20 protein-coding genes are annotated in these 20,569 nt (G+C 76.5%); 6 read left to right on the top strand and 14 right to left on the bottom strand.

Translation table 11 applies throughout. From position 1 onward, the window contains the following. The first annotated feature begins 5 nt into the window (after window positions 1-5). Window positions 6-752, top strand: coding sequence for a helix-turn-helix domain-containing protein (locus tag ACWPWV_RS08610; protein WP_454042508.1), 747 nt, complete (start codon window positions 6-8; stop codon window positions 750-752). On the opposite strand, the gene ACWPWV_RS08605 is transcribed toward ACWPWV_RS08610, so the two are convergent. The 6 genes from ACWPWV_RS08605 to ACWPWV_RS08580 all read right to left on the bottom strand — a co-directional run bounded on the left by ACWPWV_RS08605 (window position 736) and on the right by ACWPWV_RS08580 (window position 8,309). Next, on the bottom strand, window positions 736-4,023 hold the full coding sequence (locus ACWPWV_RS08605) for an AAA family ATPase (protein WP_454042507.1): 3,288 nt from the start codon (window positions 4,021-4,023) through the stop codon (window positions 736-738). The two genes, ACWPWV_RS08610 and ACWPWV_RS08605, sit on opposite strands and share 17 nt — an antisense overlap. Then, window positions 4,023-5,288 (bottom strand): exonuclease SbcCD subunit D, encoded by a 1,266-nt coding sequence (locus ACWPWV_RS08600; protein WP_454042506.1) that lies wholly within the window; start codon window positions 5,286-5,288, stop codon window positions 4,023-4,025. Before ACWPWV_RS08600 ends, ACWPWV_RS08605 begins: the two co-directional genes overlap by 1 nt. Window positions 5,289-5,362: 74 nt before the next feature. After that, window positions 5,363-5,725 (bottom strand): STAS domain-containing protein, encoded by a 363-nt coding sequence (locus ACWPWV_RS08595; RefSeq protein WP_454042505.1) that lies wholly within the window; start codon window positions 5,723-5,725, stop codon window positions 5,363-5,365. Window positions 5,726-5,996: 271 nt separating this feature from the next. Continuing rightward, window positions 5,997-6,467 (bottom strand): aminoacyl-tRNA deacylase, encoded by a 471-nt coding sequence (locus ACWPWV_RS08590; protein ID WP_454042504.1) that lies wholly within the window; start codon window positions 6,465-6,467, stop codon window positions 5,997-5,999. 45 nt (window positions 6,468-6,512) lie between these two features. Then, complete coding sequence (locus ACWPWV_RS08585) at window positions 6,513-7,613, bottom strand: epoxide hydrolase family protein (protein ID WP_454042503.1); 1,101 nt, start codon at window positions 7,611-7,613, stop codon at window positions 6,513-6,515. A gap of 93 nt (window positions 7,614-7,706) precedes the next feature. Further along, window positions 7,707-8,309: a TIGR03086 family metal-binding protein gene (locus ACWPWV_RS08580; RefSeq protein WP_454042502.1), complete on the bottom strand. Its 603-nt coding sequence runs from the start codon at window positions 8,307-8,309 to the stop codon at window positions 7,707-7,709. Window positions 8,310-8,454: 145 nt separating this feature from the next. Here ACWPWV_RS08580 and ACWPWV_RS08575 point away from each other — a divergent pair, with 145 nt between their 5' ends. Then, the gene (locus ACWPWV_RS08575) at window positions 8,455-9,102 is read left to right on the top strand and encodes a TetR/AcrR family transcriptional regulator (RefSeq protein ID WP_454042501.1); all 648 of its coding nucleotides are present in this window, start codon (window positions 8,455-8,457) and stop codon (window positions 9,100-9,102) included. 47 nt (window positions 9,103-9,149) lie between these two features. Here ACWPWV_RS08575 and ACWPWV_RS08570 read toward each other — a convergent pair whose 3' ends face one another. From ACWPWV_RS08570 to ACWPWV_RS08560, 3 genes are all read right to left on the bottom strand, one after another. After that, a complete protein-coding gene (locus ACWPWV_RS08570) occupies window positions 9,150-9,674 on the bottom strand; it encodes a DUF2087 domain-containing protein (protein ID WP_454042500.1) in 525 nt (174 codons plus the stop codon). A gap of 19 nt (window positions 9,675-9,693) precedes the next feature. Continuing rightward, window positions 9,694-11,427 (bottom strand): ABC-F family ATP-binding cassette domain-containing protein, encoded by a 1,734-nt coding sequence (locus ACWPWV_RS08565; RefSeq protein WP_454042499.1) that lies wholly within the window; start codon window positions 11,425-11,427, stop codon window positions 9,694-9,696. A gap of 133 nt (window positions 11,428-11,560) precedes the next feature. Then, window positions 11,561-13,549, bottom strand: a complete 1,989-nt coding sequence (locus ACWPWV_RS08560) for a D-alanyl-D-alanine carboxypeptidase family protein (RefSeq protein ID WP_454042498.1) — start codon at window positions 13,547-13,549, stop codon at window positions 11,561-11,563. A gap of 182 nt (window positions 13,550-13,731) precedes the next feature. On the opposite strand from ACWPWV_RS08560, the gene ACWPWV_RS08555 reads away from it, so the two are divergent. After that, window positions 13,732-14,247 carry a hypothetical protein gene (locus ACWPWV_RS08555; protein ID WP_454042497.1) on the top strand — a complete coding sequence of 172 codons (516 nt, stop codon included), beginning with the start codon at window positions 13,732-13,734 and terminating at the stop codon, window positions 14,245-14,247. A gap of 93 nt (window positions 14,248-14,340) precedes the next feature. After that, complete coding sequence (locus ACWPWV_RS08550) at window positions 14,341-14,967, top strand: DoxX family protein (protein WP_454042496.1); 627 nt, start codon at window positions 14,341-14,343, stop codon at window positions 14,965-14,967. 156 nt (window positions 14,968-15,123) lie between these two features. Here ACWPWV_RS08550 and ACWPWV_RS08545 read toward each other — a convergent pair whose 3' ends face one another. Continuing rightward, on the bottom strand, window positions 15,124-15,936 hold the full coding sequence (locus ACWPWV_RS08545; protein WP_454042495.1) for a tetratricopeptide repeat protein: 813 nt from the start codon (window positions 15,934-15,936) through the stop codon (window positions 15,124-15,126). A gap of 127 nt (window positions 15,937-16,063) precedes the next feature. Here ACWPWV_RS08545 and ACWPWV_RS08540 point away from each other — a divergent pair, with 127 nt between their 5' ends. Further along, the gene (locus ACWPWV_RS08540; RefSeq protein ID WP_454042494.1) at window positions 16,064-17,227 is read left to right on the top strand and encodes a GAF domain-containing sensor histidine kinase; all 1,164 of its coding nucleotides are present in this window, start codon (window positions 16,064-16,066) and stop codon (window positions 17,225-17,227) included. 10 nt (window positions 17,228-17,237) lie between these two features. Here the strand turns inward: ACWPWV_RS08540 and ACWPWV_RS08535 are convergent, their stop codons facing one another. The 3 genes from ACWPWV_RS08535 to ACWPWV_RS08525 form a co-directional block, all read right to left on the bottom strand. After that, window positions 17,238-17,738, bottom strand: a complete 501-nt coding sequence (locus ACWPWV_RS08535) for an N-acetyltransferase family protein (protein WP_454042493.1) — start codon at window positions 17,736-17,738, stop codon at window positions 17,238-17,240. 65 nt (window positions 17,739-17,803) lie between these two features. Next, complete coding sequence (locus ACWPWV_RS08530) at window positions 17,804-18,238, bottom strand: pyridoxamine 5'-phosphate oxidase family protein (RefSeq protein ID WP_454042492.1); 435 nt, start codon at window positions 18,236-18,238, stop codon at window positions 17,804-17,806. A 94-nt stretch (window positions 18,239-18,332) separates the two neighbouring features. Then, on the bottom strand, window positions 18,333-19,055 hold the full coding sequence (locus ACWPWV_RS08525) for a response regulator transcription factor (protein ID WP_454042491.1): 723 nt from the start codon (window positions 19,053-19,055) through the stop codon (window positions 18,333-18,335). A gap of 190 nt (window positions 19,056-19,245) precedes the next feature. Between ACWPWV_RS08525 and ACWPWV_RS08520 the strand changes: the two genes are divergently transcribed. Beyond that, entirely contained in the window at window positions 19,246-20,181 is a 936-nt protein-coding gene (locus ACWPWV_RS08520; RefSeq protein WP_454042490.1) for a universal stress protein, read from the top strand. Between the two features lie 4 nt (window positions 20,182-20,185). Here the strand turns inward: ACWPWV_RS08520 and yidD are convergent, their stop codons facing one another. After that, on the bottom strand, window positions 20,186-20,476 hold the full coding sequence (yidD, locus tag ACWPWV_RS08515; RefSeq protein ID WP_454042489.1) for a membrane protein insertion efficiency factor YidD: 291 nt from the start codon (window positions 20,474-20,476) through the stop codon (window positions 20,186-20,188). Window positions 20,477-20,569 lie beyond the last annotated feature (93 nt).

The raw sequence follows: 20,569 nt of genomic DNA, 5'->3' as shown, positions 1-20,569 counted from the left end.
TCGGTATGCAAGAGGGTGCACCGCGACGAGCGTCGCGACGCAGCAACGAGGAGCGCACGCGCACGACCCGGGCGGCACTCGTGTCCGCCGCGCGGGCCCTGTTCGTCGAGAAGGGGTACGCGGCGACGTCGACGCCCCAGATCGCCACCGCCGCCGGCGTCACGCGCGGCGCGCTCTACCACCACTTCGCCGACAAGCAGGCCCTGTTCCGCGCCGTCGTCGAGGCCGAGGCGGCGGCGGTCGCGCAGGACATCGAGAGCGCGGCGACCGGCACGGCCGCTCCGTCCCACAGCGAGGACGACGCCGCCGCAGCACGACGCCGCCTCACGGCCGGTGCGGCGGCGTACCTCGACGCGATGGCCGTCGCGGGCCGCACGCGCCTGCTCCTCGTCGACGCCCCTGCCGTCCTCGGCGCGACGGAGGCCGACGCCCTCGACGCGCGCCACGCGCGCCGCACGCTGCGCGAGGGTCTGGAGGCGGCAAGGCGCTCCGGGCCCGCCGAGGCCCCCGAGCACCCCGACGCGTCCGACGCATCCGACGCATCCGACGCGTCCGACGCGTCCGACGCCCGTGGCCCCGACGCCCTCGAGCTCGACGCGCTCACGCTCCTGCTCTCGGCGGCGTTCGACCGCGCCGCGCTGGCCTCGGCCGACCAGGACGGACCCGGCCGCGACGCGGTCCACCGCGCGGTCACGGACCTGGTCGAACGGGCGTGCGCACCGCGCCCCGCTCGGCTCACGCCCGCACGGTGAGCGTGCTCCCTCCCCCGGGCGCCCGCCGGACCTCGACACGCTCCGCGACGGCCTGCTTGAGCGCCTCGACGTGCGACACCACCCCGACGACGCGACCGCCGGCGCGCAGCCGACCGAGCGCCCCGAGCACGACGTCGAGCGTCTCCGCGTCGAGGCTGCCGAAGCCCTCGTCGACGAACAGCGTGCCGAGCTCGACCCCGCCCGCCTCCGCGGTCACGACGTCGGCGAGGCCGAGGGCGAGGCACAGCGACACGTAGAAGGTCTCCCCGCCCGAGAGCGTCCGCGGGTCGCGCTCGCGCTCCGTCACGTGGTCCACGACCTTCATCGCGAGGCCCGTCCGCCGCGAGCGCACGTCCTCGCGCGACGCGCTGCGCACGAGCTCGTACCGCCCGGAGGACATCTCGGCGAGGCGTTCGTTCGCGGCGGCGACGACGTCCTCGAACCGCTGCACGAGCACGTAGGTCGCGAGGGACAGCGCGTGGACGTTGTCGCTCCCGGTGCCGGCCGAGAGAGCGGCCATCCGGGCGACGGGCGCCGCGTCGTCGAGCGCCGCGTGCCACGCGTCGACGGCGGTCCCGACGGCGTCGGCACCGTCCGCCGCGGCCGCTGCCTGACGCACGGCGAAGTCGTGCCGCCGCGTCGCGGTCCGCGCGGCCTCCTCGGCCTGCACGACCGCGGCCCGCGCCGCGTCGACGTCGGCGGTCGCGTCCTCGGCGAGCGCCGCCACGGACGGGTCGGCGAGCCCGGCGCGGAGCATCGCGAGCGCCGACGCGTGCTGCGACACCTCGTGCTCGAGCCGGGAGCGCTCGGCGTCGTCGAGCACGGCGGCGAGCGCGTGCCGGGCGTCGGCGAAGCCACCCTGGGACACGAGGTCGGCCACCTCGGCCTCGCGCCGCTCGACGTCGCGCCGGGCGACGGCGACCGCGTCGTGCGCCTCGGTCAGCGCGGCGACCGACCGGACGCGCTCGACCAGCCGCGCGCCGAGCACCGCGACGGGGTTGCGCGCCCCGCCCGCAGACCCCCCGACGTCGACACCGCGCCGGGCGTCGTCCGAGCCGTCAGGCCGTGCGGCCGCGTCGGGGCCGTCGGGGTCGTCGGACGGCGCAGCGTCGTCCGGGCCGCCGACGAGCGCGAGCGCGGCGGCGGTCTCGCGCGCGACCTCGGCCCGGTCGGCGGCGACGGCGGCGGCGAGCTCGTCGAGCCGGGACGTCCCCGCCGCGACGGTCTCGGCGAGCGCGCCCGCCTGCTCCTGGAGCGCCGTCGTGACCGCGTCGTGCTCGTCGAGCGCGCGCTCCGCGGCAGAGCGCTCGGCGACCGCCTCGCGCGCGGCGCGCACCTCGGCCTCCACCGCCGCCACGCGCTCGTGCGCCTCTCGGGCGTCGCGGCCCTCCGCCGCGTGGCGCAGGGCGTCGCGCCGTTCCGTGAGCGCGACGACCCGGCCCGACGCGTCGGCCAGCGCGGTCTCGGCCGCGACGCGCGCCGCCTCGGCCGCGTCGACCTCCGCCGGCGTCACGTGGTCCTCGGTGCGGGTGGCGGGCCGGGGGTGCTCGAGGGAGCCGCACACCGGGCACGACGCCGCGGGGCCGAGCCCCGACGCGAGCTCGCCCGCGATCCCGGCGATGCGGGCGTCCCGTACGTCCCGCTCGGCCTCCACGGCGTCCCGCGCGCGCTGCGCCGCGCGGGTCCGGTCGTCGACCGCGTGCGCGAGGTCGACCTCCAGGGCCTCCGCGTCGCTCGCCGCGGTCGCGACGGCCCGGGCCCGCAGGGCGCGCTCCTGGAGCTCGCCGAGCCGCCCCGCGGTCTCGCCCAGCTCGGCGACGCGCCGGCGCAGCGTGTCGCGCACCGCCGGGCGCCCGGCGAGCTCGGCGAGCACGCGGTGCCGTTCCTCGACGGCTCGCTCGACGTCCTTGCGGCCGTCCGCGAGCTCCCGCTCGCGCCCCGGCAGGGCTGCTCCGACGGGCAGCAGCCGCTCGACGCGCACGGACACGGTCAGCAGCTCGGACCGCACGGCCTCGAGCGTGCTCTCGTCCGCGCCCGCGAGCTCCGGGGGGACGCCGGCGCGCGCGAGCTCCTCGCGCTCGAGCGCCGTCCCGAGCACGCGCGCCGCCGCGACCGCTCCCCGCGCCGCCGGTGCGACGACGGCGGCCCGAGCGGCCGCGTCGAGCCGTCGCCGGTGCTCGGCGACCCGCGGCTCCGCCTCCGTGAGACGTGCGCGCTCCGTCCGCAGCGCGGCGCGGCGGTCGAGCGCGGCGGCGGTCGACCGCTCGGCCTCGAGCCGGTCGCGGGCCGCCACCAGCGCACCGTTCGCGGTGAGCTCGACCGTGACCAGCTCGTCCGCCTCGGCCGCACGGCGTCGGGCGTGCGCGAGCGCGAGCGCGTGCACCCCGGCCCGGACCGGCGCCTCCCCGGCAGCCTCCCCGACCGCCTCTGCCGCGGGCGCGCCGGGGGGGACGACCGAGCCGGCGCCCGGGTCCGCGACACCGGCGGCCAGCAGCGCGGCGACGTCCTCCGGTGCCGCGCGTCGCAGGCATGCGTCGTCGCGCGCGGCCTCGCGCAGCGCGTGCGCGGCCTCCAGGGCGAGCCCCGTGGCTCCCGCGAAGTGCTCGACGGCGCCCGTGACGCCCTGCCGCGCGGTCTCCGTGCGCGCGCGGGCTGCCCGCGCGAGCTCGCCGAGCCGCGCGGCGGCGCGCTCGTAGACCTCGGTCCCGAAGACCTTCTGCAGCAGGTCCCGGCGCTTCTCGGGCTCGGCGCGCAGGAAGCTCGCGAACTCGCCCTGCGGCAGCACGACGGTCTGCACGAGCTGACGCCGGTCGAGACCGACGAGGCGCTGGATCTCCGCCCCCGCCTCGTCGAGCCGCGCCGACAGCAGCTCGCCCTGCGGGTCCTCGTCCGCGAAGGACGGCACCGCCGGGAGGCGCCACAGGCGGACCGACGCCTGCTGCGTCGTGGTGCCCTCGCCGCGCTTCTTGGGGCGCCGGTACTCGGGCGTCCGGCGCACGCGGAACACGCCGCCCGGCACCTCGAGCACGAGGTCCACGAACGACTCGACGTCGCCCGCGGCGAACGCCGAGCGCAGCCGGTCGTCGCTCGTCGCCTCCGACGCGACCTTCCCGTACAGCGCGAAGACGATCGTGTCGATGATCGTCGACTTGCCGGCGCCCGTCGGTCCGTCGAGGAGGAAGATCCCCGACGCGCCGAGCGTCGCGAGGTCGATGCGGTGGCGCCCGGCGAACGGACCGATCGCCTGGAAGGCGAGCGAGTGCAGGTGCATCAGGCGCTCCGGTCCGCGGCGAGGGCGTCCTCGAGCGCGCCGCGCAGCACGACGACCTCGGCGTCCGACGGTGCACGTCCCGAGACGTGCTCGACGAAGTCGCGCGCGACGTCGAGCGGGTCGTGCCCGGCCCCGACGGCCGTGACGGTCTCGCGCTCGGCCGAGCGCGGCGGGCGGTGCGTCACCTGCAGCGCGTGCGGGAAGCGTCCCCTGACCCGCGCGTAGAGCTCGGCGGGACGCACGGGGTCGGTGACGACGACGCGCAGCCAGTCGTCGACGTGCTCCTCCCCCGCGGCCCCGAGCAGGTCGTCGAGCGTCCCGGTGAGGTCGGCGAGCCGGCGCGGGACGGGCGCGGGCACGAGCTCCACGGCGTCGTGGTGCCCCGCCCGCACGCGTGCCAGGTCCACGAGCGCGGTCGACTTGCGCTGGTGCGCCTCCGAGAAGGAGAACGCGAGCGGGGACCCGGAGTACCGCGCGACGGGCGGGGCCGCGGTCCCCGCGCGCCCCACTGCGCCGTCCACGGGGACGTCCCGCGCGACCTCGGGCACGACGACGCGCTGCGGACCGTGCAGGTGCCCGAGCGCGACGTAGTCGAGGCCCCACCCGCCGAACGTGCCCGCGGGCACCGCGTCCACGCCGCCGACCCGGATGTCGCGCTCGGACTCCGAGGCCAGCCCGCCGACGACGAACGCGTGGCCCATGACGACGGCCCCGCCGTCGTGACCGCCCGCTCGACGCCGCGCCAGGTCCGCGCCGACGCGGCGCAGCGCGGCACCCATGACGGCCTCGTGGGACCGGGCGAGCGGGTCCGACGGGTCGTCGGCGAGGACGTGCCGTGCCGCGTCGGGGTCCAGGTAGGGCAGCGCGTAGACGAGCACGCTCTCGTCGTCCGACCCGGTCGCGCCCCCGGGGCGCGGCCCCAGGACGACCGGTGCACCGACGTCGGCCGCGCGCGTGCGCAGGTGGACGCCCGGGCGCAGCAGCTGCTCGGCGAACCCGAGACGGATCGCGGAGTCGTGGTTGCCGGGCGTCAGGACGACGTGCGCGTGCTCGGCGAGGCGGGCGACCGCGTCGGACAGGAGCGAGACGGCCTCGACGGGCGGGATCGCACGGTCGTACACGTCCCCCGCGACGAGCACCGCGTCGACCCGCTCGGCGCGGACGAGCTCCACGAGGTGGTCGACGAAGGCGGCCTGGTGCTCGAGGAGGTCGACCCCGTGGAGCGTGCGCCCGAGGTGCCAGTCGGACGTGTGCAGGAACCGCATGGTGCGACCGTAGCCGCCCGCACCGACAGGGCCGCGGAGGCCGGTCCGTGGCGGGAGGCCCCCGCCGGCCGGTGTCAGCCGACGCCGACGACCTCGACGGGCCCGGTCGTCGCACCGCTGCGCACGACGGGGATGCGCCCGCCCATGCCGATCATCTCGAGCAGCTCGACGATGCTCGACGACGGGTCTCGCAGCGCGACCGGGCGGCGGTCCTCCTCGCCCAGCATGTAGAGCTGGATGATGAACGCGATGCCCGAGGAGTCGATGAACGTCACACCCGCGACGTCGACCGTGACCGGCCCGCGCGTGTCCAGGACGTACGACATCGCCTCGCTCGCGCGGTCGCGGAGCGCCGCGTCCACCTCGCCCCACATCGTCACGACGACGCCGTCCTCGTGCGGCGCGTAGGTGATCCCGCTCGCGCTGTCTGTCTCCATGCGTTCCAGCTCCACCGTCTCTCGAAACCGACTGCTGTCGCGCCCCTGTCCCGACCATGTCCAACGTCCGGAGGACGACCCCTGTTCCCCGGAGGGAGCACCGTGGGGTGACGTTCCGTACGGACGACGCGGCCGGAGCACCACGAGTGTGCACCCGACGCACCGAGCACACCAGCCCGTCAGCCCCTTCGGCGCGACCTGCCCGAAACCCTCACACCGTCCGGGGCGGCGCGAGGGACGGCACGGACCCGCTGGTCAGGGCCCCGACGGGTCACGCGGGCTCGGTGACGTCGGCGACCTGGGCGTCGAGCGCCCGGACGAGCGCCGCGCCGTCGACGGTCGCCGCGACCCCGTGGGCCCCCGCGCCGATCGACACCGGGCCGGGCCCGGAGACGACGCGCAGGTCGGCGACCACGGGCCACGCGCGCGTCGCCCCGAACGGCGTGATGGTGCCGCGCTCGTAGCCGGTCACGTCGCGCGCGACGTCCTTGTCCGGCATCGACAGGCGCGAGACGCCGAGCAGCGCGCGCAGCTTCGGCCACGAGATCTGCCGGTCACCGGGCACGAGGACGAAGAGGTAGTCGTCCTCCGCGCGCCGCACGACGAGCGTCTTGAGCACGCGCGAGGGGTCGACGCCGCGGGCTGCGGCGGCCTCCTCCAGCGAGGAGACCGCCCCGTGCCGCGTGATCGTGAAGTCGATGCCCGACGCCTCCAGCGCCGCCTCGGCGCGTTCGCTGCCCATGGCACCCGACCCTACGCGCCGCTGCGCGCCCTGCGGGCCGAGCCCTCAGAGGCTGTCGAAGAAGCGCACGACGTCGCCCGCGGTCTGCTGCGGCTCGAGGTAGGCCGCGAAGTGGCCGCCGCGCTCGTACGTGGTCCACTGCCGGATGTTCGCGTGGTCGCGCTCGGCGAACCGGCGGATCGTGGCGAAGTCCCCCTTCGCCTGGGCGAGCGCGGTCGGCGCCGTCGTGGGCCCGGGGCGCTCTCCCGCCTCCTGCGCCCGCTCTTGCGCGAGGGCGTTCTCCCGGTACAGGCGCAGGGCCGAGCCCTGCGTCCCGGTGAACCAGTACACGGCGGCGTTGGCGACCGTGAACGCCGGGTCGAGGTCAGGCATGAGCTGGACGTTCCAGCCGAGCAGCCCGGCGGGCGAGTCGGCGAGCGAGTGCGCGAGGGTCTGCGGCTGCTGGGACTGCAGGACGTTGAAGGCGCCGATGTTCTCCCAGAACCAGCCGAGATGGGCGAGCGCCGCCTGCTCGTCCTCGTCGAGGTCGGCCAGCTCGGCCGGGTCCCCCGACGGGAACGAGTAGAGTTGCGTGACGTGCACGCCGACGACGTGGTCGGGGTCGAGCCGGCCGACCTCGGGCGAGATCATCGAGCCCCCGTCGTTCCCGACCGCGCCGTACCGCTCGTACCCGAGCCGGCGCATGAGCTCGGCCCAGGTGCGGGCGACGCGCTGGTTGTCCCAGCCGCGCTCCGTCGTCGGGCCGGAGAAGCCGAAGCCCGGGATCGAGGGGAGGACGACGTCATACCCCGCCGCCGTGAGCGGCTCGATCACGTCGAGGTACTCCACGACCGACCCCGGCCAGCCGTGCGTGAGGACCAGCCCGACGGCGTCCGGCCGTCCCGATCGCACGTGGAGCGCGTGCACGCGCTGGCCGTCGATCACGGTCTCGACCTGCGGGTACGCGTTGATCCGCGCCTCGAGCGCGCGCCAGTCGAACTCCTCGAGCCAGTAGCGCACGAGCTCGCGGACCGACGCGACGCTCGTGCCGTAGCCCTCGTCGGGGTCGAGCGCGTCCGTGAAGCGCGTGCGCGCGAGGCGCTCGCGGACGTCGTCGAGGTCGGCCTGGGGGATGTCGATCCGGGTCGGGGTGACCTGCGTGTCCATCGTCGTTCTCCTCGGTCGGTGCGGTGTGCGAGCGGTCTGTTGGGGGGTGCGGCACGACGTGAGAGCCGTGACGGGGGCGGGGGCCCGGGAGGGTCAGGAGGCTGCGGTCCAGCGCGGGTCGCGTCCGAGGTAGCGCAGGAGCGCGTCGGCGGGGCGGGGGGCCGCGCCCTCGGGGGCGGCGAGCGCCGCGGCGTAGACGCCGTACGGCCGGACGGGCTCGACGAGCGGGGGTGCGACGGAGAGCAGGAAGCCCGCGAGGTCGTCGTCGAGCGGGGAGCGCTGGCCCGTGGCGACGGCGACGTCCCACGCGTGCACCGCGGCGTCGATCGCGGCGGCACCGGCGGCCGAGAGCGCCGGCACGGGGCCGATCGGCAGCGGGGTGGAGACCTCGCCGGCCGGGTCGACGAGCGCGAAGGCCGCAGCCGACGCCGCGAGGGCCGCCTCGACGAGCTCGCGCGGGCTCTCGGTGAGCCGGCCCGACGGGGAGAACGGGTCGTCCGTCGGGCCGCCCTCCCCCGTGAGCGCGGCGACGTACGCGCGCTGGTCGCCCGCGGCGTGCTGGAGGACGTGCGCGACCGTCCAGCCGGCGCACGGCGTGGGGAGCGCCAGGTCGGTGGCGGAGAGCCCCGCGACCACCTGTCGCAGCGCGGCGTGCGCGCGGTCGATCACTGCCGTCGGGTCCGTGAACGTGGTCATGGTTCCTCCGCGGTCCGTGGTGCACCTGTCATGCACCTCGAGTCGGCCCCGGCGCCACCGTCGGCGACCGGGAACGGAATACATCGTTCCGTACTTCGCAGCGTAGCGGAATGTTCCGTTCCGTACAAGTGCTATCGTCGTGCGCATGACGACCGAGAGCAGCCCACCGCTCAGCGGCCGCCGCGCCCAGGCCGCGCGGAACGACACCGTGATCCTCGCGGCGGCTCGCGACGTCTTCGTCGCGGAGCCCGACGCCCCCGTCGCCGCCGTCGCGCAGGCCGCGGGCGTCGGCATCAGCGCGCTGTACCGCCGCTACCCGAGCAAGGAGGCGCTGCTGGCGACGCTGTGCCTCGACGGGCTCCGGCGGTTCGTGGAGGTGGCGCAGGCCGCGCTCGACGTGCCCGACCCGTGGCGGGCGTTCGAGACGTTCCTGCGCGGCATCGTCGACGCCGACGTGCACTCCCTGACGGTCCACCTCGCGGGCCGCTTCACGCCGACGCCCGAGCACCACGCGCTCGCCGGCGAGGCCGGGGAGCTGGCCGCGCAGGTCCTCCGGCGTGCTCAGGACGCCGGCGTCGTGCGCGCCGACGTCGACGACACCGACCTGCCGATGGTCTACGAGCAGCTCGCGGCGATCCGGCTCGGCGACCCGGACCGGGTCGCGGACCTGCGGCGCCGGTATCTCGAGCTGCAGCTCGCCGGTCTGCGCGCGGCCGCCGCCGACGGGGCGGCCCTGCCCGGGAGCGCCCCGACCCAGGCCGAGCTCGGCGCCCGCTGGGTCCCCCGCGGCTGACCGCACGCCGGGCCGTCCGCGACCGGTCGGCGACCGGCCGCGAGCCGTCACACGTCGTCGAACTCGGTGACGACCGTGCGCCAGTACTCGGCGCCGTCGCGCGTGCGGTGCACGAGGCCCGCGTCGACCATCGATCGCCGCAGCGACACGGGGTCCGCCGCCCGCTCCGCGAGCCGCTTCGTCAGCGTGAGCTCGGTGACGGGCTCGTCGAGCGGCAGTACCTGCGCCGCGAGGTACCGCACGACGAGCTGACGGTCGCGCAGCCGCCTCGGGCTCCGGACGAGCCGGCCGTCGCTGAGGAACCGCTCGGGTCCGCTCTGCTGCGGCGCCGACCCGCCCGCGAGCAGCGCCGCGAACCGGCCGGCGTCCGCCCGCAGCGACCCGGTGTCGTCGCGCACGACGACGCCCGCGGCGAGCAGCGGCGCGAGGCGGCGGCGGTCGTCGGTCGACAGGTCCGCCTCGGCGGGCGTCTCGACGACCACGCGTCCGAACAGGCGCAGCCGCCCGTCGTCGGCGAGCGAGGCGACGACCTGCTTCCAGGCGTTGTCGGGGACCGAGGGCGCGCTCTCCATGCTCCGACCCTAGGCGCGCTCAGGCGAGGTGCACGACGTCGCCGGTCCAGCGTCGCCGCAGCCAGCGGTCGTGCGACGCGACGACGACGGCCCCCGGCCAGTCCTCGACCGCCTCGAGGAGCTCGGTCGCGAGCGTGAGCGAGACGTGGTTGGTCGGCTCGTCGAGCAGGAGCACGTCGGGCGCCTGCGACACGAGCATCGCGATGACGACGCGGCGGCGCTGCCCCACGGACAGGTCCGCGAGCGGACGCCCGAGGTCGCGCGGGGCGACGAGCCCGTGCGCGTCCACGCGCGCGTCGCGCACGCCCTCCCCCTCCCCCACGCCCTGCACGAGCGCGAGGAGCTCGCGCGGTGTGCGGGCGTCGTCGTGCAGGTGGACGTCCTGCTCGAGGAGCCCCACGCGGACGCCGCGCGCCCGGCCGGACGACCCGGCGTCGGGCACGAGGTCCCCGGCGAGGACGTGCAGCAGGGTCGACTTGCCGGCACCGTTCGCCCCCGTGACGAGCAGGCGCGCGCCGCGCGCGACCTCGATCGACCGCGCCCCCGACGCGACGAGGTCCAGCCGGGCGGGTCGCTCGCCCGGGGGCGCGGGACCGTCGCGCCGCACGACGACGTCGTGCGCCCACACCGCGAGGTCGCCACCGGGGACCTCCCCGCGTGCGGCGCGCGACGCCGCGGCGGGCGGCGCGAACCGCAACGGCGCCGGCGGCCTGCGGACCTGCTCGCGGTCGAGCGTGTCGAGGCGCAGCTGCGCGTTGCGGACGCGGCGCGCCACCTGGCTCTGGACCCGCTCGCCCTTGAAGTCGTAGAGGATCTTCGCCTGGTTGCCGCGCTCGCGGTTCTTGCTGACGTCGCGCGCGGTCACCGCGACGGCCCGGCGCAGCTCGGCGAGCTCCGCCTGCTCCGCGGCGAACCGCTGCTCCCAGCGCTCCCGCTCGACCCGCTTGGCCTCGAGGTAGTCGCTGTACGTCCCCCCGTAGGCGGTGATGCCCGACGCGGCACCGTCGCCCGACGTCTCACGGTGCGGCACCGCCGAGGGGTCGAGGTCGAGGATCTCGGTGCACACCTCGTCGAGGAACACGCGGTCGTGGCTCGCCAGCACGACGGCTCCGGGGAGCGCGCGCAGCGCAGCCGCGAGGAACTCCGCGGCACCGTCGTCCAGGTGGTTCGTCGGCTCGTCGAGCAGGAGCGCGCCGGGCTGCCGGACGAGGAGCGCCGCGAGGCCGAGCCGCGTGCGCTGCCCGCCCGAGAGCGTCCCGACGGGCCGGTCCGCGACGCCCTCGACGTCCAGGCCGAGCCCTGCGAGGGTGCGGGCCGCGCGCGCGTCGGCGTCCCACACGTCGGCGAGCTGAGCGCGCGTGAGGGCGGCGTCGTACGCGGCGGCGGGGTCGGGCGCACGGCCCGACGCCGCACCGGGCGCCCGCGGGTCCGCGAGAGCCGTGGCCGCCGCCTCCAGCGCGGCCTCGATCGCCCGGACCTCCGCGAGCGCGTCGTCGACGACGGCACGCACCGTGGTCGACGGCGCGTACGGGAACTCCTGGTGGAGGAAGCCGAGGTCGGGCGGGCGCTCGACCGTGCCGGAGTCCGGGGCGGTCGCGCCGGCGAGGACGCGCAGGAGCGTGGACTTGCCGGCACCGTTCTCGCCGACGAGCCCGGCGCGGTGGCCGGGGTCGACGGCGAGGTCGACGCCGCGCAGCACGGCGCGGCCGTCGTAGGAGACGTGCACGTCGGACGCGCGGAGGACGGGGTTCACGGGATCACCTGCCAAGGGGTGCCCGGAGCTCCGCGCGACGGGGCGCGGCGGGCTCACGGGCGGGGACGGACGGGCCGGTCGGGGCAGGTGAGGATCACATCGGGGACGACGCTACGCGCCGTCCGGGCCGGCGTCACGCGAATTCCGACCGCGCAGGGTCAGGGCGCCTCGGTGACGACGTCGGTCGGCGTCGCCGTCGGGATCGCCGTCGGCGAGGACGACGGCTCGTCCGGCGCCGGCTCGGTCGGCGGGTCCGTCGGGGGTCGGTCGGCGGATCCGTGGGAGGGTCCGTCGGCGGGTCCGTCGGCGGATCCGTGGGCGGATCCGTGGGCGGGTCCGTCGGGGGGTCGGTCGGCGGGTCCGTGGGCGGCTTGGTCGGCGGGTCCGTCGGCGGCTTGGTCGGCGGGTCCGTCGGCTTGGGCGGCGGGTCCGTCGGTGTCGGCGTCGGTGTCGGGGTCGGCTTCGGGCCCGGCGACGGCGCGGGCGCCGGCGGCACGGTGGGCTTCGGCCCGGGTGCGGGGTTCGGCGACGGCGACGGGCGCGGAACCGTCGTCTCGCCGGGCGTGTAGCGGTCGGGCATCGCGCCGGCGCCGAAGAACTCGAAGTGCCACGGCTCGGGCTTGGAGCCGTTCGGCCGCGCCCACGAGGGGTTGTCCCACCCGTAGTCCGGTGCGTGCATGCGCAGCCACACGTACTCGGCCGACGTCCCGGACGGCACGTTGCCGCCGACGTCGATCGCCAGGCCCCAGCCGTGCTGCGACGTGCCGGGCACCGCCGCGAGGTAGGGCTTGATCACCTTGAGCCGCACCTGGTCCTCGTACGGGCGGTACGAGTCCGTGATCTTCAGCGCGTAGCCGAACTCCTTCTCGAACTCGGCGGCCAGGGCCTCGAGCTGCTCCGCGGCGTCGCACCGCAGCGACTGGCCGGCGGCGAACGACAGGTCGCACAGGGCGTTCGCGGGGATGCGCCCGTTCTCGTAGTCGGCCGTGGAGCCCGCGTACTTCGCGACGACCTCGGCGAGGCGGGCCGCGAGGGCGGAGCCGGCCTTCGCCCCGGTGGTCGGGTCGACGCCGTCCGCGGGGAGGACGCCGACCTCGGGGAACTGGGTGGTCGTGCCGAGCAGGTCGGCGAGGTGCGTCGCGGAGACGACGACGTCGTCGAGCGTCACGGCCCCGTGGTCGTGGCCGTCGCCGTCCTGGTGCGTGCCGTCGTCCTCCGCGTCGCCGCTGCCGTCGTCGCCGGCCCCCTCGTCGTCCTCGAGCTCACCGGGGGCGACACCGTCCGGTGCGGGGACCGCGTCCTCGGGGAGCACGCGCTCGCCCGGGCCGTCGGGCTGCCCGGTGTCCGACGACGACCCGTCCGGCCCGGTGGTGGGGCCGGTCGCCGGTCCCGTGGGGTCGTCGCTCGGGAGATCGGTCGGGAGATCGGTCGGCAGGTCGGTCGGCGTCCCGGAGGGCGAGCCGCTGGGCGTCGGCCGGGGAGCGGGGGTCGCCGAGGCGAGCGTCGCGGGCTCGTCGTCCGGCGTGGCGGCCTTCCCCGGGACGTCGTCGTCCGGCGCCGGCACCGTCGAGCCGGGCGTCTCGTCCGCCGGCACGTCCGCGGGGTCCTCCGTCCGCGGCGGGTCGCCGCCCGCGGCGTCCTCGTCGTCCGTGGACGGTGCGAGAGGGTCCGGGACGGACGGCAGCGCCGGGTCGTCGAGCGAGGAGTCGAGGTCCAGGTCCTCGTCCGGGACGACCTGCACGGGCACGCGCCGCGCGGCGTCCTGCTGCGCGAGGTAGGTGGCGACCAGCATCCCGAGCTCGGACCGCGCCTGCTCGATGGACGGGCTCACGACGCCCGACTCGAGCGCGTTCGCGGTCGCGAGGACCTCGATCGCGCCGTCGAGCTGCTGCGACTCGTCGAGGCCGGTGCCGAGCACGCTCGCCGTGGGCTCCACCGTGGCCGTCACGGGGGTCGCGAAGAAGGACGCGCCCTGCTGGGGAGGCGTGCTGCTCGCGAGCGCCGCGACGAGCGTGATGCCGAGGGCCGAGGAGATGAGCGTCTGCGAGACCAGGCGGAGACGGCGCGACGGCTCCGGCAGCGCGCGGTCCTCCGCGTCGTCGCTGTGCGTCTCCGTGCTCACCGTGGCTCCCTCGTACACGTTCGCCGTACGGCCCCGCACTGGTCCTGGAGTCGCCACCGGTCACACGCGTCGTCGCGCCCGGCGCCGCGTTGTCGGACCGCCGCGGTGCCTCGTCTGAATACCGTACACCGCGTTCCCGCAGCTCTCACCCCGCTCTCATGTGCCGGTGGCACGATGGCTCCATGAGCTCACCCGCGCGTCATCGCTGGTCAACGTCCCGCGCCGTCGCGGTCGCCGCCGTCGCGGCGAGCGCGTTCGCGCTCACGGCCTGCACCGAGGACGGTTCCGTCTCCGTGCCGGAGTTCACCCTCACCGGCGACGGGCTCGAACAGCTCCTCGACGACGCCCGGTCGCAGGCGGAGTCGATCGGCGACGACGTCCGCTCGCTCACCGACGACCTGGGCTCCCTGCCCGACGACACCCGGGCCCGCGCCGAGGAGGCCGTCGCCGCGGCCCAGGACGCCGCGGAGGAGGCCCGGACCGCCGTCGACGACGCGGCGTCGGCCACCGCCGACGAGCGCGCCGAGGCCGAGCAGCGCCTCGCCGACGCCGAGGAGCGCCTGGAGACGGCGTCCGACCAGCTCGACGACGTCGTGTCGTCGCTCCCGGACGCGGACGCCGCGGTCCGCGAGTCGCTCGAGGACCTGCGCGCGCAGGTGGACGACATGCGCTCCGACATCGACTCCTCCACGTCCTGACCGGTCGGGCGACCGCACCGCGGCCGCCCGGGGACCAAGGTCCCCCCGTCGCGCGACCTTCTCCCGGCGTCCACGGCTCCTTCACGGAGTGAGATGGGTACCGAGGAGCCCGGCCACAGGGACCGGGTCGACGAGAAGGGCACGACGATGACGGGGACGATCGAGCGGAACGCCAACGTGCCGCTCACGACGGTCGAGGGCACCACGCCCGAGACGCTCAGCCTCGCTGCACGAGCGAGCCGGCCTACGCAGGTGGTGCTCGGCGTGCTGCGCATCGCCCTGGGGTTCTACTTCCTGTGGGCGTTCTTCGACAAGACGTTCGGCCTCGGCTTCGCGACGCCGGCCGAGAGGGCCTGGGTCAACGGCGGCAGCCCGACGACCGGCTTCCTCTCGGGCGTCGAGGGTCCGTTCGCCGGGTTCTTCAACGGCATGGCGGGGGCCGTCTGGGCAGACTGGCTCTTCATGGCGGGCCTGCTCGGCATCGGGCTGGCGCTGGTCCTGGGCATCGGGATGCGCATCGCCGCGGTCAGCGGCTCGCTCCTCCTGGTCTTCATGTACCTCGCGGCACTCCCGCTGGAGACGAACCCGGTCGTCGACGACCACATCACGATGGCGCTGACGATCGTGGCGCTCGCCCTCATCGGCGGCGGTGACGTGCTCGGTCTGGGCAAGGTCTGGAAGAACCTGCCGATCGTCCGCCGCAACCGCTGGCTCGTGTGACGCACCGGACCGCCCGCCGCGAACGGCGGGGCGCAGGGGCAGGACCCAGGACCGCGCGACGCTTCTGAGGCCGTCGCAGCGCAGGCCGCCCCGGGGGAAGAGGGTGTGCGGGTGGTGGGGAGACCACCCGCACACCCTCTGTCGTGCCCGGACCCGTCAGCCGAACCGCGTGAGGAGCTCCGCCGCGTCCTGGTCGCCCCGGTCCGCGGCGTCGCGCCACAGGTCCATCGCCTCGGGGACGCGACCCGCCTTGAGCCGCAGGACGCCGAGCGCCGTGCCCGACGCCGCGTCGCCCGCGAGCGCCGCCTGCTCCAGCAGGTCCTCGGCGTCGGCGAGGCGACCCGCACGGGTGTAGAGGTCCGCGAGCGCCGGCGCGACCCGGGGCTCGCCCGCCTCGGCCCACGACTCGAGGAGCCCGACGGCGGCGTCGGGCCCCATCGACCCGGACCGTGCCTGCTCGACGGCGGTCTCCCAGTCCTCGCGGGCCGTCTGGCCGAAGCCCGCGTCCAGCCGGTCGGCGGACGCGCCGTCGGGCCGGCCGCCGACGGTCCTGCCGGAGCCGGCACCGAGGTCCGCGAGGACCCGCGCGAGGCGCTCCTGCGCGCCGTCGACGCTCCCCGCCTGCTCGTACCAGCGGCGCGCCGCGTGGAGGTCGCCCCGCTCGTGCGCGACCTGGGCGGCCATGAACGCGCCGAGCGCGTCGCCCGCGAGCCCGGCGAGCTCGAAGCAGCGGAACGCCTCGGCGTCGTCCCCCGCGTCGTACCGCGCGAGGCCGAGGCGGTAGAGCGCCCCGGGGACCTCGCGGCCCACGGCCTCCTCGTAGAACGGGACCGCGGCGTCCGGGGTGCCGAGCGCGCACAGGTCGTCGGCGATCGCCACGAGCTCGGCGGGGTCGTCGGGGTGCAGGTGCGCGACCGCGGCGCGCAGGTCGGCGAGAGCGCTCTCACGGGTGGAGGGCAGGGGGGACATGGCAGCAGCGCGTCCTTCCGTCCCCCCGCGTCGGCGTGGACGCACCCTAGCGCACCGTCGTGTCGCGCGGGTCACACCACGCGCCCGCAGAGGCGGGCTGTCGTCGCGGGTCTGGGAGACTGCGACGGTGAGCGGAGACACGGACCTGCCGGGCGGCGTCGGGCGGCGCCTGCTGGACGCCGTGGTCGCCGTGACGAGCGACCTCGACCTCGACCAGGTCCTGCGGCGGATCGTCCAGGCCACGATGGACCTGACCGGGGCGCGCTACGGCGCGCTCGGCGTCCTGGACCCCTCGGGGCGGGAGCGCCTCGCGCGGTTCGTCCCGCTCGGGCTCACCGACGACGAGGTCGCGGCGATCGACCACTGGCCGCACGGCGAGGGCCTGCTGGGCGAGCTCATCGACCACCCGGAACCCATCCGCGTGGCGGAGATCGCCGACGACGTGCGCTCCGCCGGGTTCCCCGCGGGCCATCCGCCGATGCACACGTTCCTCGGGGTGCCCGTGCGGGTGCGGGACACGGTGTTCGGCAACCTGTACCTCACGGACAAGGCCGGGGGCGAGCCCTTCACGGCGCAGGACGAGGCGGCCGTCGTGGCGCTCGCCGCAGCGGCCGGCGTGGCGGTCGAGAACGCGCGGCTGTACGGGCGGGCGAAGCAGGTGGGGGTCCTGGAGGACCGCGACCGCATCGCGCGCGACCTGCACGACGTCGTCATCCAGCGCCTCTTCGCCTCGGCGATGTCGCTCATGAGCGTGCAGCCTCTCGTCACCGACCCGACGGCGCGCACGCGCATCGAGGAGACCGTCGCCGACCTCGACGACACGATCCGGCAGATCCGCTCGACCATCTTCGCCCTCCACACGGCGGCCGACCCCGACGCGCCCTCCATCGAGGACCGGCTGCGCGCCCAGGCCGCCGCGGCGACGACCGTCCTCGGGTTCGCGCCCGACGTCCAGGTCGAGGTCGCGGGCGAGCGCTCCGGCGCCGGCGTGACCGAGGGAGGCCCGAGCATGCCCGCCGAGGTCGCGGACCAGCTCGTCGTCGTCCTCGGCGAGGCGCTCACCAACGTCGCGCGGCACGCCGGGGCGAGCGCCGTCGTCGTGCACCTCGGCGTCACGGCGCACGAGGCGCGCCTGACCGTGACCGACGACGGCGTCGGCATCCGCGAGGGCGGGCGCCGCTCCGGGCTGCGCAACATGGACGCGCGCGCGTCCGCGCTCGGCGGCGGCTGCACGGTCACCGCCCTGCCCGACGGCGGCACGCGCCTCGAGTGGTGGGCCCCGCTCGGGTAGCCGCCGGGCCTCAGAGCGTGCGGTGCATGACGTGCAGGCCCACGAGCCCGTGCGCGGGGTGGTCGAACGCCTCGGGCACGGTCGCGAGGACCGTGAAGCCCAGCGACTCCCAGAGGCGCACGGCGCGCTCGTTGGTCTCGACCACGGCGTTGAACTGCATCGCGCGGTAACCGTCGGCACGGGCGCCGTCGAGCACCGCGCGGGCCAGCGCGCGCCCGACACCGCGGCCCGCGGCGTCCGGCCCGACGACGAAGCTCGCGTTGGCGACGTGGGCGCCCGCGCCCGGGTGGTTGGGCAGGTACTTCGCGGTGCCGAGGACCGCGCCGGCGTCGTCCACCGCGACGAGGACCCGCGCGCCGGGCGACCCCGTCCACGCCGACCGGGCGTCGTCCTCGGTGATGTCGCGCGGGTACGTGTACGTCTCGCCGGCGCGGAACGCGGGCTCGAGGACCCGCCAGATCCCGGGCCAGTCGGCGGCGGTGGCGTCTCGGACGGCGGGCGCGGTGGTCACGGGTCGAGGCTAGCCGGACCGTTCGGCGGCTCCGGCTGCCGATCGCGGCAGGACCCGCCGAGCCGTCAGGCCGGGCGGGCGATGCGGCGGCCCGTGACGATGCGCGGCACGACCTTGATGACGCGGTCGCGGTCGCCGGGGACGAACGTGACGAGCGGCAGCGCGAGCAGCCGCTCCCGCTCGGCGGGGTCCGTCACCTCGTACGTGCGGCCGACGAGGACGACCGACCAGCCCGAGCGCGCCTCGGCGTCGAACCAGTCCGCCTCGAACGCCACGACGGCGCGGCTCGCCGCGACCGCGAGCTTCGAGCCCTCTCCGGTGCGGAAGACGACGTCGGGCCCGTCGAGGACGAAGTTCACCGGCTGGATCGCGGGTAGCGCATGGTCCGTGAAGACGATACGGCCCACCGGCACCGTCGCGAGGAGCGCGTAGCTCTCCTCCGGCGCGAGCTCCGCGAGCCCCGCCGACGCGAGCCCACCCCGGGCGCCGGTGATCGTCATGCCACCATCGTCGCGCCGGGATGTCGGGTCCGTGAGTGCCGAAGGTCCCGACGACGCGCGGTCGCCCGGCCTCGGGACGACGGGTCCGGCGCCGTCAGGGCCGGGGCCGCGACCCACCGGGAGCCCTGCCCGTCGAGCCCGGTGCACCGGCGGCACCGCCCCGCGCCTCCTCGTTGCGGATCTCCGTCGCGAGGACGGCGACCTGCGTGCGGCGCTGCAGGCCGAGCGTCGCGAGCACGTGCGAGACGTAGTTCTTCACGGTCTTCTCGGCGAGGTACAGCCGCTGGCCGATCTCGCGGTTCGTCAGGCCCTCGCCGATGAGCGCGACGATCTGGCGCTCCTGCTGGGACAGCCCTTCGAGCCGGTCGGGGATCTCGTCCGCGGCGTGCCGCAGCCGCTCGAGCACGCGAGCGGTGCTCGACGGGTCGAGCAGCGACCCGCCCGCGGCGACGGTGCGGACCGCCCCGACGAGGTCCGAGCCGTGGATCTGCTTGAGCACGTAGCCCGAGGCGCCGGCGAGCACGGCCTGGAACAGCGCCTCGTCGTCGGCGAACGACGTGAGCATGAGGCAGCCGACCTCCGGCAGCTCCGAGCGCACCTCGCGGCACACCTCGACGCCCGAGCCGTCGGGCAGGCGCACGTCGAGGATCGCGACGTCGGGCCGGGTCGCGCGGATGCGCGACAGCGCCGAGGCGGCCGTGCCGGCCTCGCCGACGACGGTGATGTCGCCGGCGGCCTCGAGCAGCGCGGCGACGCCGCGGCGGACCACCTCGTGGTCGTCGAGCAGGAACACGCGGATCGGGTGGGGAGAGCCCATGGCTCTCAACGTAGTCGCTCCCCGGGGCGTTCTCGCGCCGGGCCGGGTCCCCCGGTGGACCCGGGGACCTTGGTCCCGGAGGGTCGTGCCGTCCGGCCCGGCACGCCGGACCGTCCGGCCGCCGCGCGACCCCACCCCGCGGAGGTATCCAGGAGAGGAGAGGGATCGGTACGTCACGGAGGTCGACGACATGAGCACGCAGGGCGGGACGAGGAGCACGGGCGCGACGGGCGCAGGACGAGAGCCGGCGGTGCTGGTCGGCGTCGACGGGAGCACGACGAGCGGACGCGCCCTCGACGTCGCGGTCCACGAGGCGGCACGCCGCGGCGCGACGCTGCGGGTGGTGCACGTCGCCTACGTGCCCGTCGTGTCGACGCCGTTCGTGGGCGGCGTCTACTACCCGACGGTCGAGGAGGTCCAGGCGATCGGGCGACCGATCCTCGACGCCGCCGTCGACCGCGCCGCACGCCTCGACCCGACGGTCCGCGTGCTCACCACGCTGCGCTCCGGCGCCCCGTCCGAGGTGCTGCTCGACGCCGCCAAGGACGCCGACCTCGTCGTCGTCGGGACGCGCGGCCTCGGCTCCGTCGGCTCGGCGTTCTTCGGCTCCGTCTCGACGCGGCTCGCCGCCCGCAGCGCGGCCCCCGTGCTCGTCGTGCCGCCGGTGGACGCCGGCCACCACCGCACGTCCGACGTCGTGGTCGGCGTCGACGGCTCGCCGCACGGCGACGCGGCCCTGCGCTTCGCGCTCGACGAGGCGGCGCTGACGGGAGGCCGGGTCGTCGCGGTGTCCGCGTGGCGCCACGGTGCGAGCCTGCAGCCGGACGAGCGCCTCGCGTTCGACACCCGCGCCGAGCGCGACGCCCGCGCGGCGGCGTCCCGCACCGTCGAGGAGGCGCTCGCGCGCGTGCGCACCGCCCAGCACGACGACGTGGGCGTCGAGACGTTCGTCGTCGAGGGACGACCGGGCGCCGCGATCCACGAGGCCGGCCGGAGCGCGGGCCTGACGGTCGTCGGGTCGCGCGGGCGCGGCGACGTGCAGGGCATGCTGCTCGGCTCGGTGAGCCAGGACGTGCTCCACCACGCCGAGGGCCCCGTCGCCGTCGTGCACGCGGCGCGCGCCTGACGGCTCAGGAGCGCCCGCCGAACCGGAACGGGACCGGGATCGGCCCGCAGCAGCAGACGCCGCTCACGCCCGACGTGGCGAGGAGCTGCGCCGCCTGCCAGCACGCCAGGAACCGCACCGCCGTGGGGAGCGTCGCCCGCACCGCGCCACGGCGGGCGACGAGCTCCCGCACGGCGGCGGAGCACGAGTCGCCGCCGTGCGCGACGCGGTGGGCGCAGCCCCACCCCTTCCGTGGCGAGACCTGCGTCTGGTACCACCCGATCGCGGAGTCTGCCCATCGGCTCGCTGCACTCATCGGGTCACCGTAGGTCGGGGCCGCGGTGCACGCCGCTCGGGCGCCCCGCACGCACGCAGCGTCCGGGCGTTGCGAGCGCTGGGGTGCCGGACT

This window comes from Cellulosimicrobium sp. Marseille-Q8652 (assembly GCF_965112045.1).
The sequence above is the reverse complement of the archived record's forward strand: the minus strand, read 5'-3'. Positions and strand labels throughout refer to the sequence as shown.

Excerpts from the sequence above, each read along its gene's own strand:
- ACWPWV_RS08610 (WP_454042508.1), top strand. The coding sequence starts at position 6 with ATGCAAGAGGGTGCACCGCGACGAGCGTCGCGACGCAGCAACGAGGAG.
- ACWPWV_RS08605 (WP_454042507.1), bottom strand. The coding sequence starts at position 4,023 with ATGCACCTGCACTCGCTCGCCTTCCAGGCGATCGGTCCGTTCGCCGGG.
- ACWPWV_RS08600 (WP_454042506.1), bottom strand. The coding sequence starts at position 5,288 with ATGCGGTTCCTGCACACGTCCGACTGGCACCTCGGGCGCACGCTCCAC.
- ACWPWV_RS08595 (WP_454042505.1), bottom strand. The coding sequence starts at position 5,725 with ATGGAGACAGACAGCGCGAGCGGGATCACCTACGCGCCGCACGAGGAC.
- ACWPWV_RS08590 (WP_454042504.1), bottom strand. The coding sequence starts at position 6,467 with ATGGGCAGCGAACGCGCCGAGGCGGCGCTGGAGGCGTCGGGCATCGAC.
- ACWPWV_RS08585 (WP_454042503.1), bottom strand. The coding sequence starts at position 7,613 with ATGGACACGCAGGTCACCCCGACCCGGATCGACATCCCCCAGGCCGAC.
- ACWPWV_RS08580 (WP_454042502.1), bottom strand. The coding sequence starts at position 8,309 with ATGACCACGTTCACGGACCCGACGGCAGTGATCGACCGCGCGCACGCC.
- ACWPWV_RS08575 (WP_454042501.1), top strand. The coding sequence starts at position 8,455 with ATGACGACCGAGAGCAGCCCACCGCTCAGCGGCCGCCGCGCCCAGGCC.
- ACWPWV_RS08570 (WP_454042500.1), bottom strand. The coding sequence starts at position 9,674 with ATGGAGAGCGCGCCCTCGGTCCCCGACAACGCCTGGAAGCAGGTCGTC.
- ACWPWV_RS08555 (WP_454042497.1), top strand. The coding sequence starts at position 13,732 with ATGAGCTCACCCGCGCGTCATCGCTGGTCAACGTCCCGCGCCGTCGCG.
- ACWPWV_RS08550 (WP_454042496.1), top strand. The coding sequence starts at position 14,341 with ATGGGTACCGAGGAGCCCGGCCACAGGGACCGGGTCGACGAGAAGGGC.
- ACWPWV_RS08545 (WP_454042495.1), bottom strand. The coding sequence starts at position 15,936 with ATGTCCCCCCTGCCCTCCACCCGTGAGAGCGCTCTCGCCGACCTGCGC.
- ACWPWV_RS08530 (WP_454042492.1), bottom strand. The coding sequence starts at position 18,238 with ATGACGATCACCGGCGCCCGGGGTGGGCTCGCGTCGGCGGGGCTCGCG.
- ACWPWV_RS08525 (WP_454042491.1), bottom strand. The coding sequence starts at position 19,055 with ATGGGCTCTCCCCACCCGATCCGCGTGTTCCTGCTCGACGACCACGAG.
- ACWPWV_RS08520 (WP_454042490.1), top strand. The coding sequence starts at position 19,246 with ATGAGCACGCAGGGCGGGACGAGGAGCACGGGCGCGACGGGCGCAGGA.
- yidD (WP_454042489.1), bottom strand. The coding sequence starts at position 20,476 with ATGAGTGCAGCGAGCCGATGGGCAGACTCCGCGATCGGGTGGTACCAG.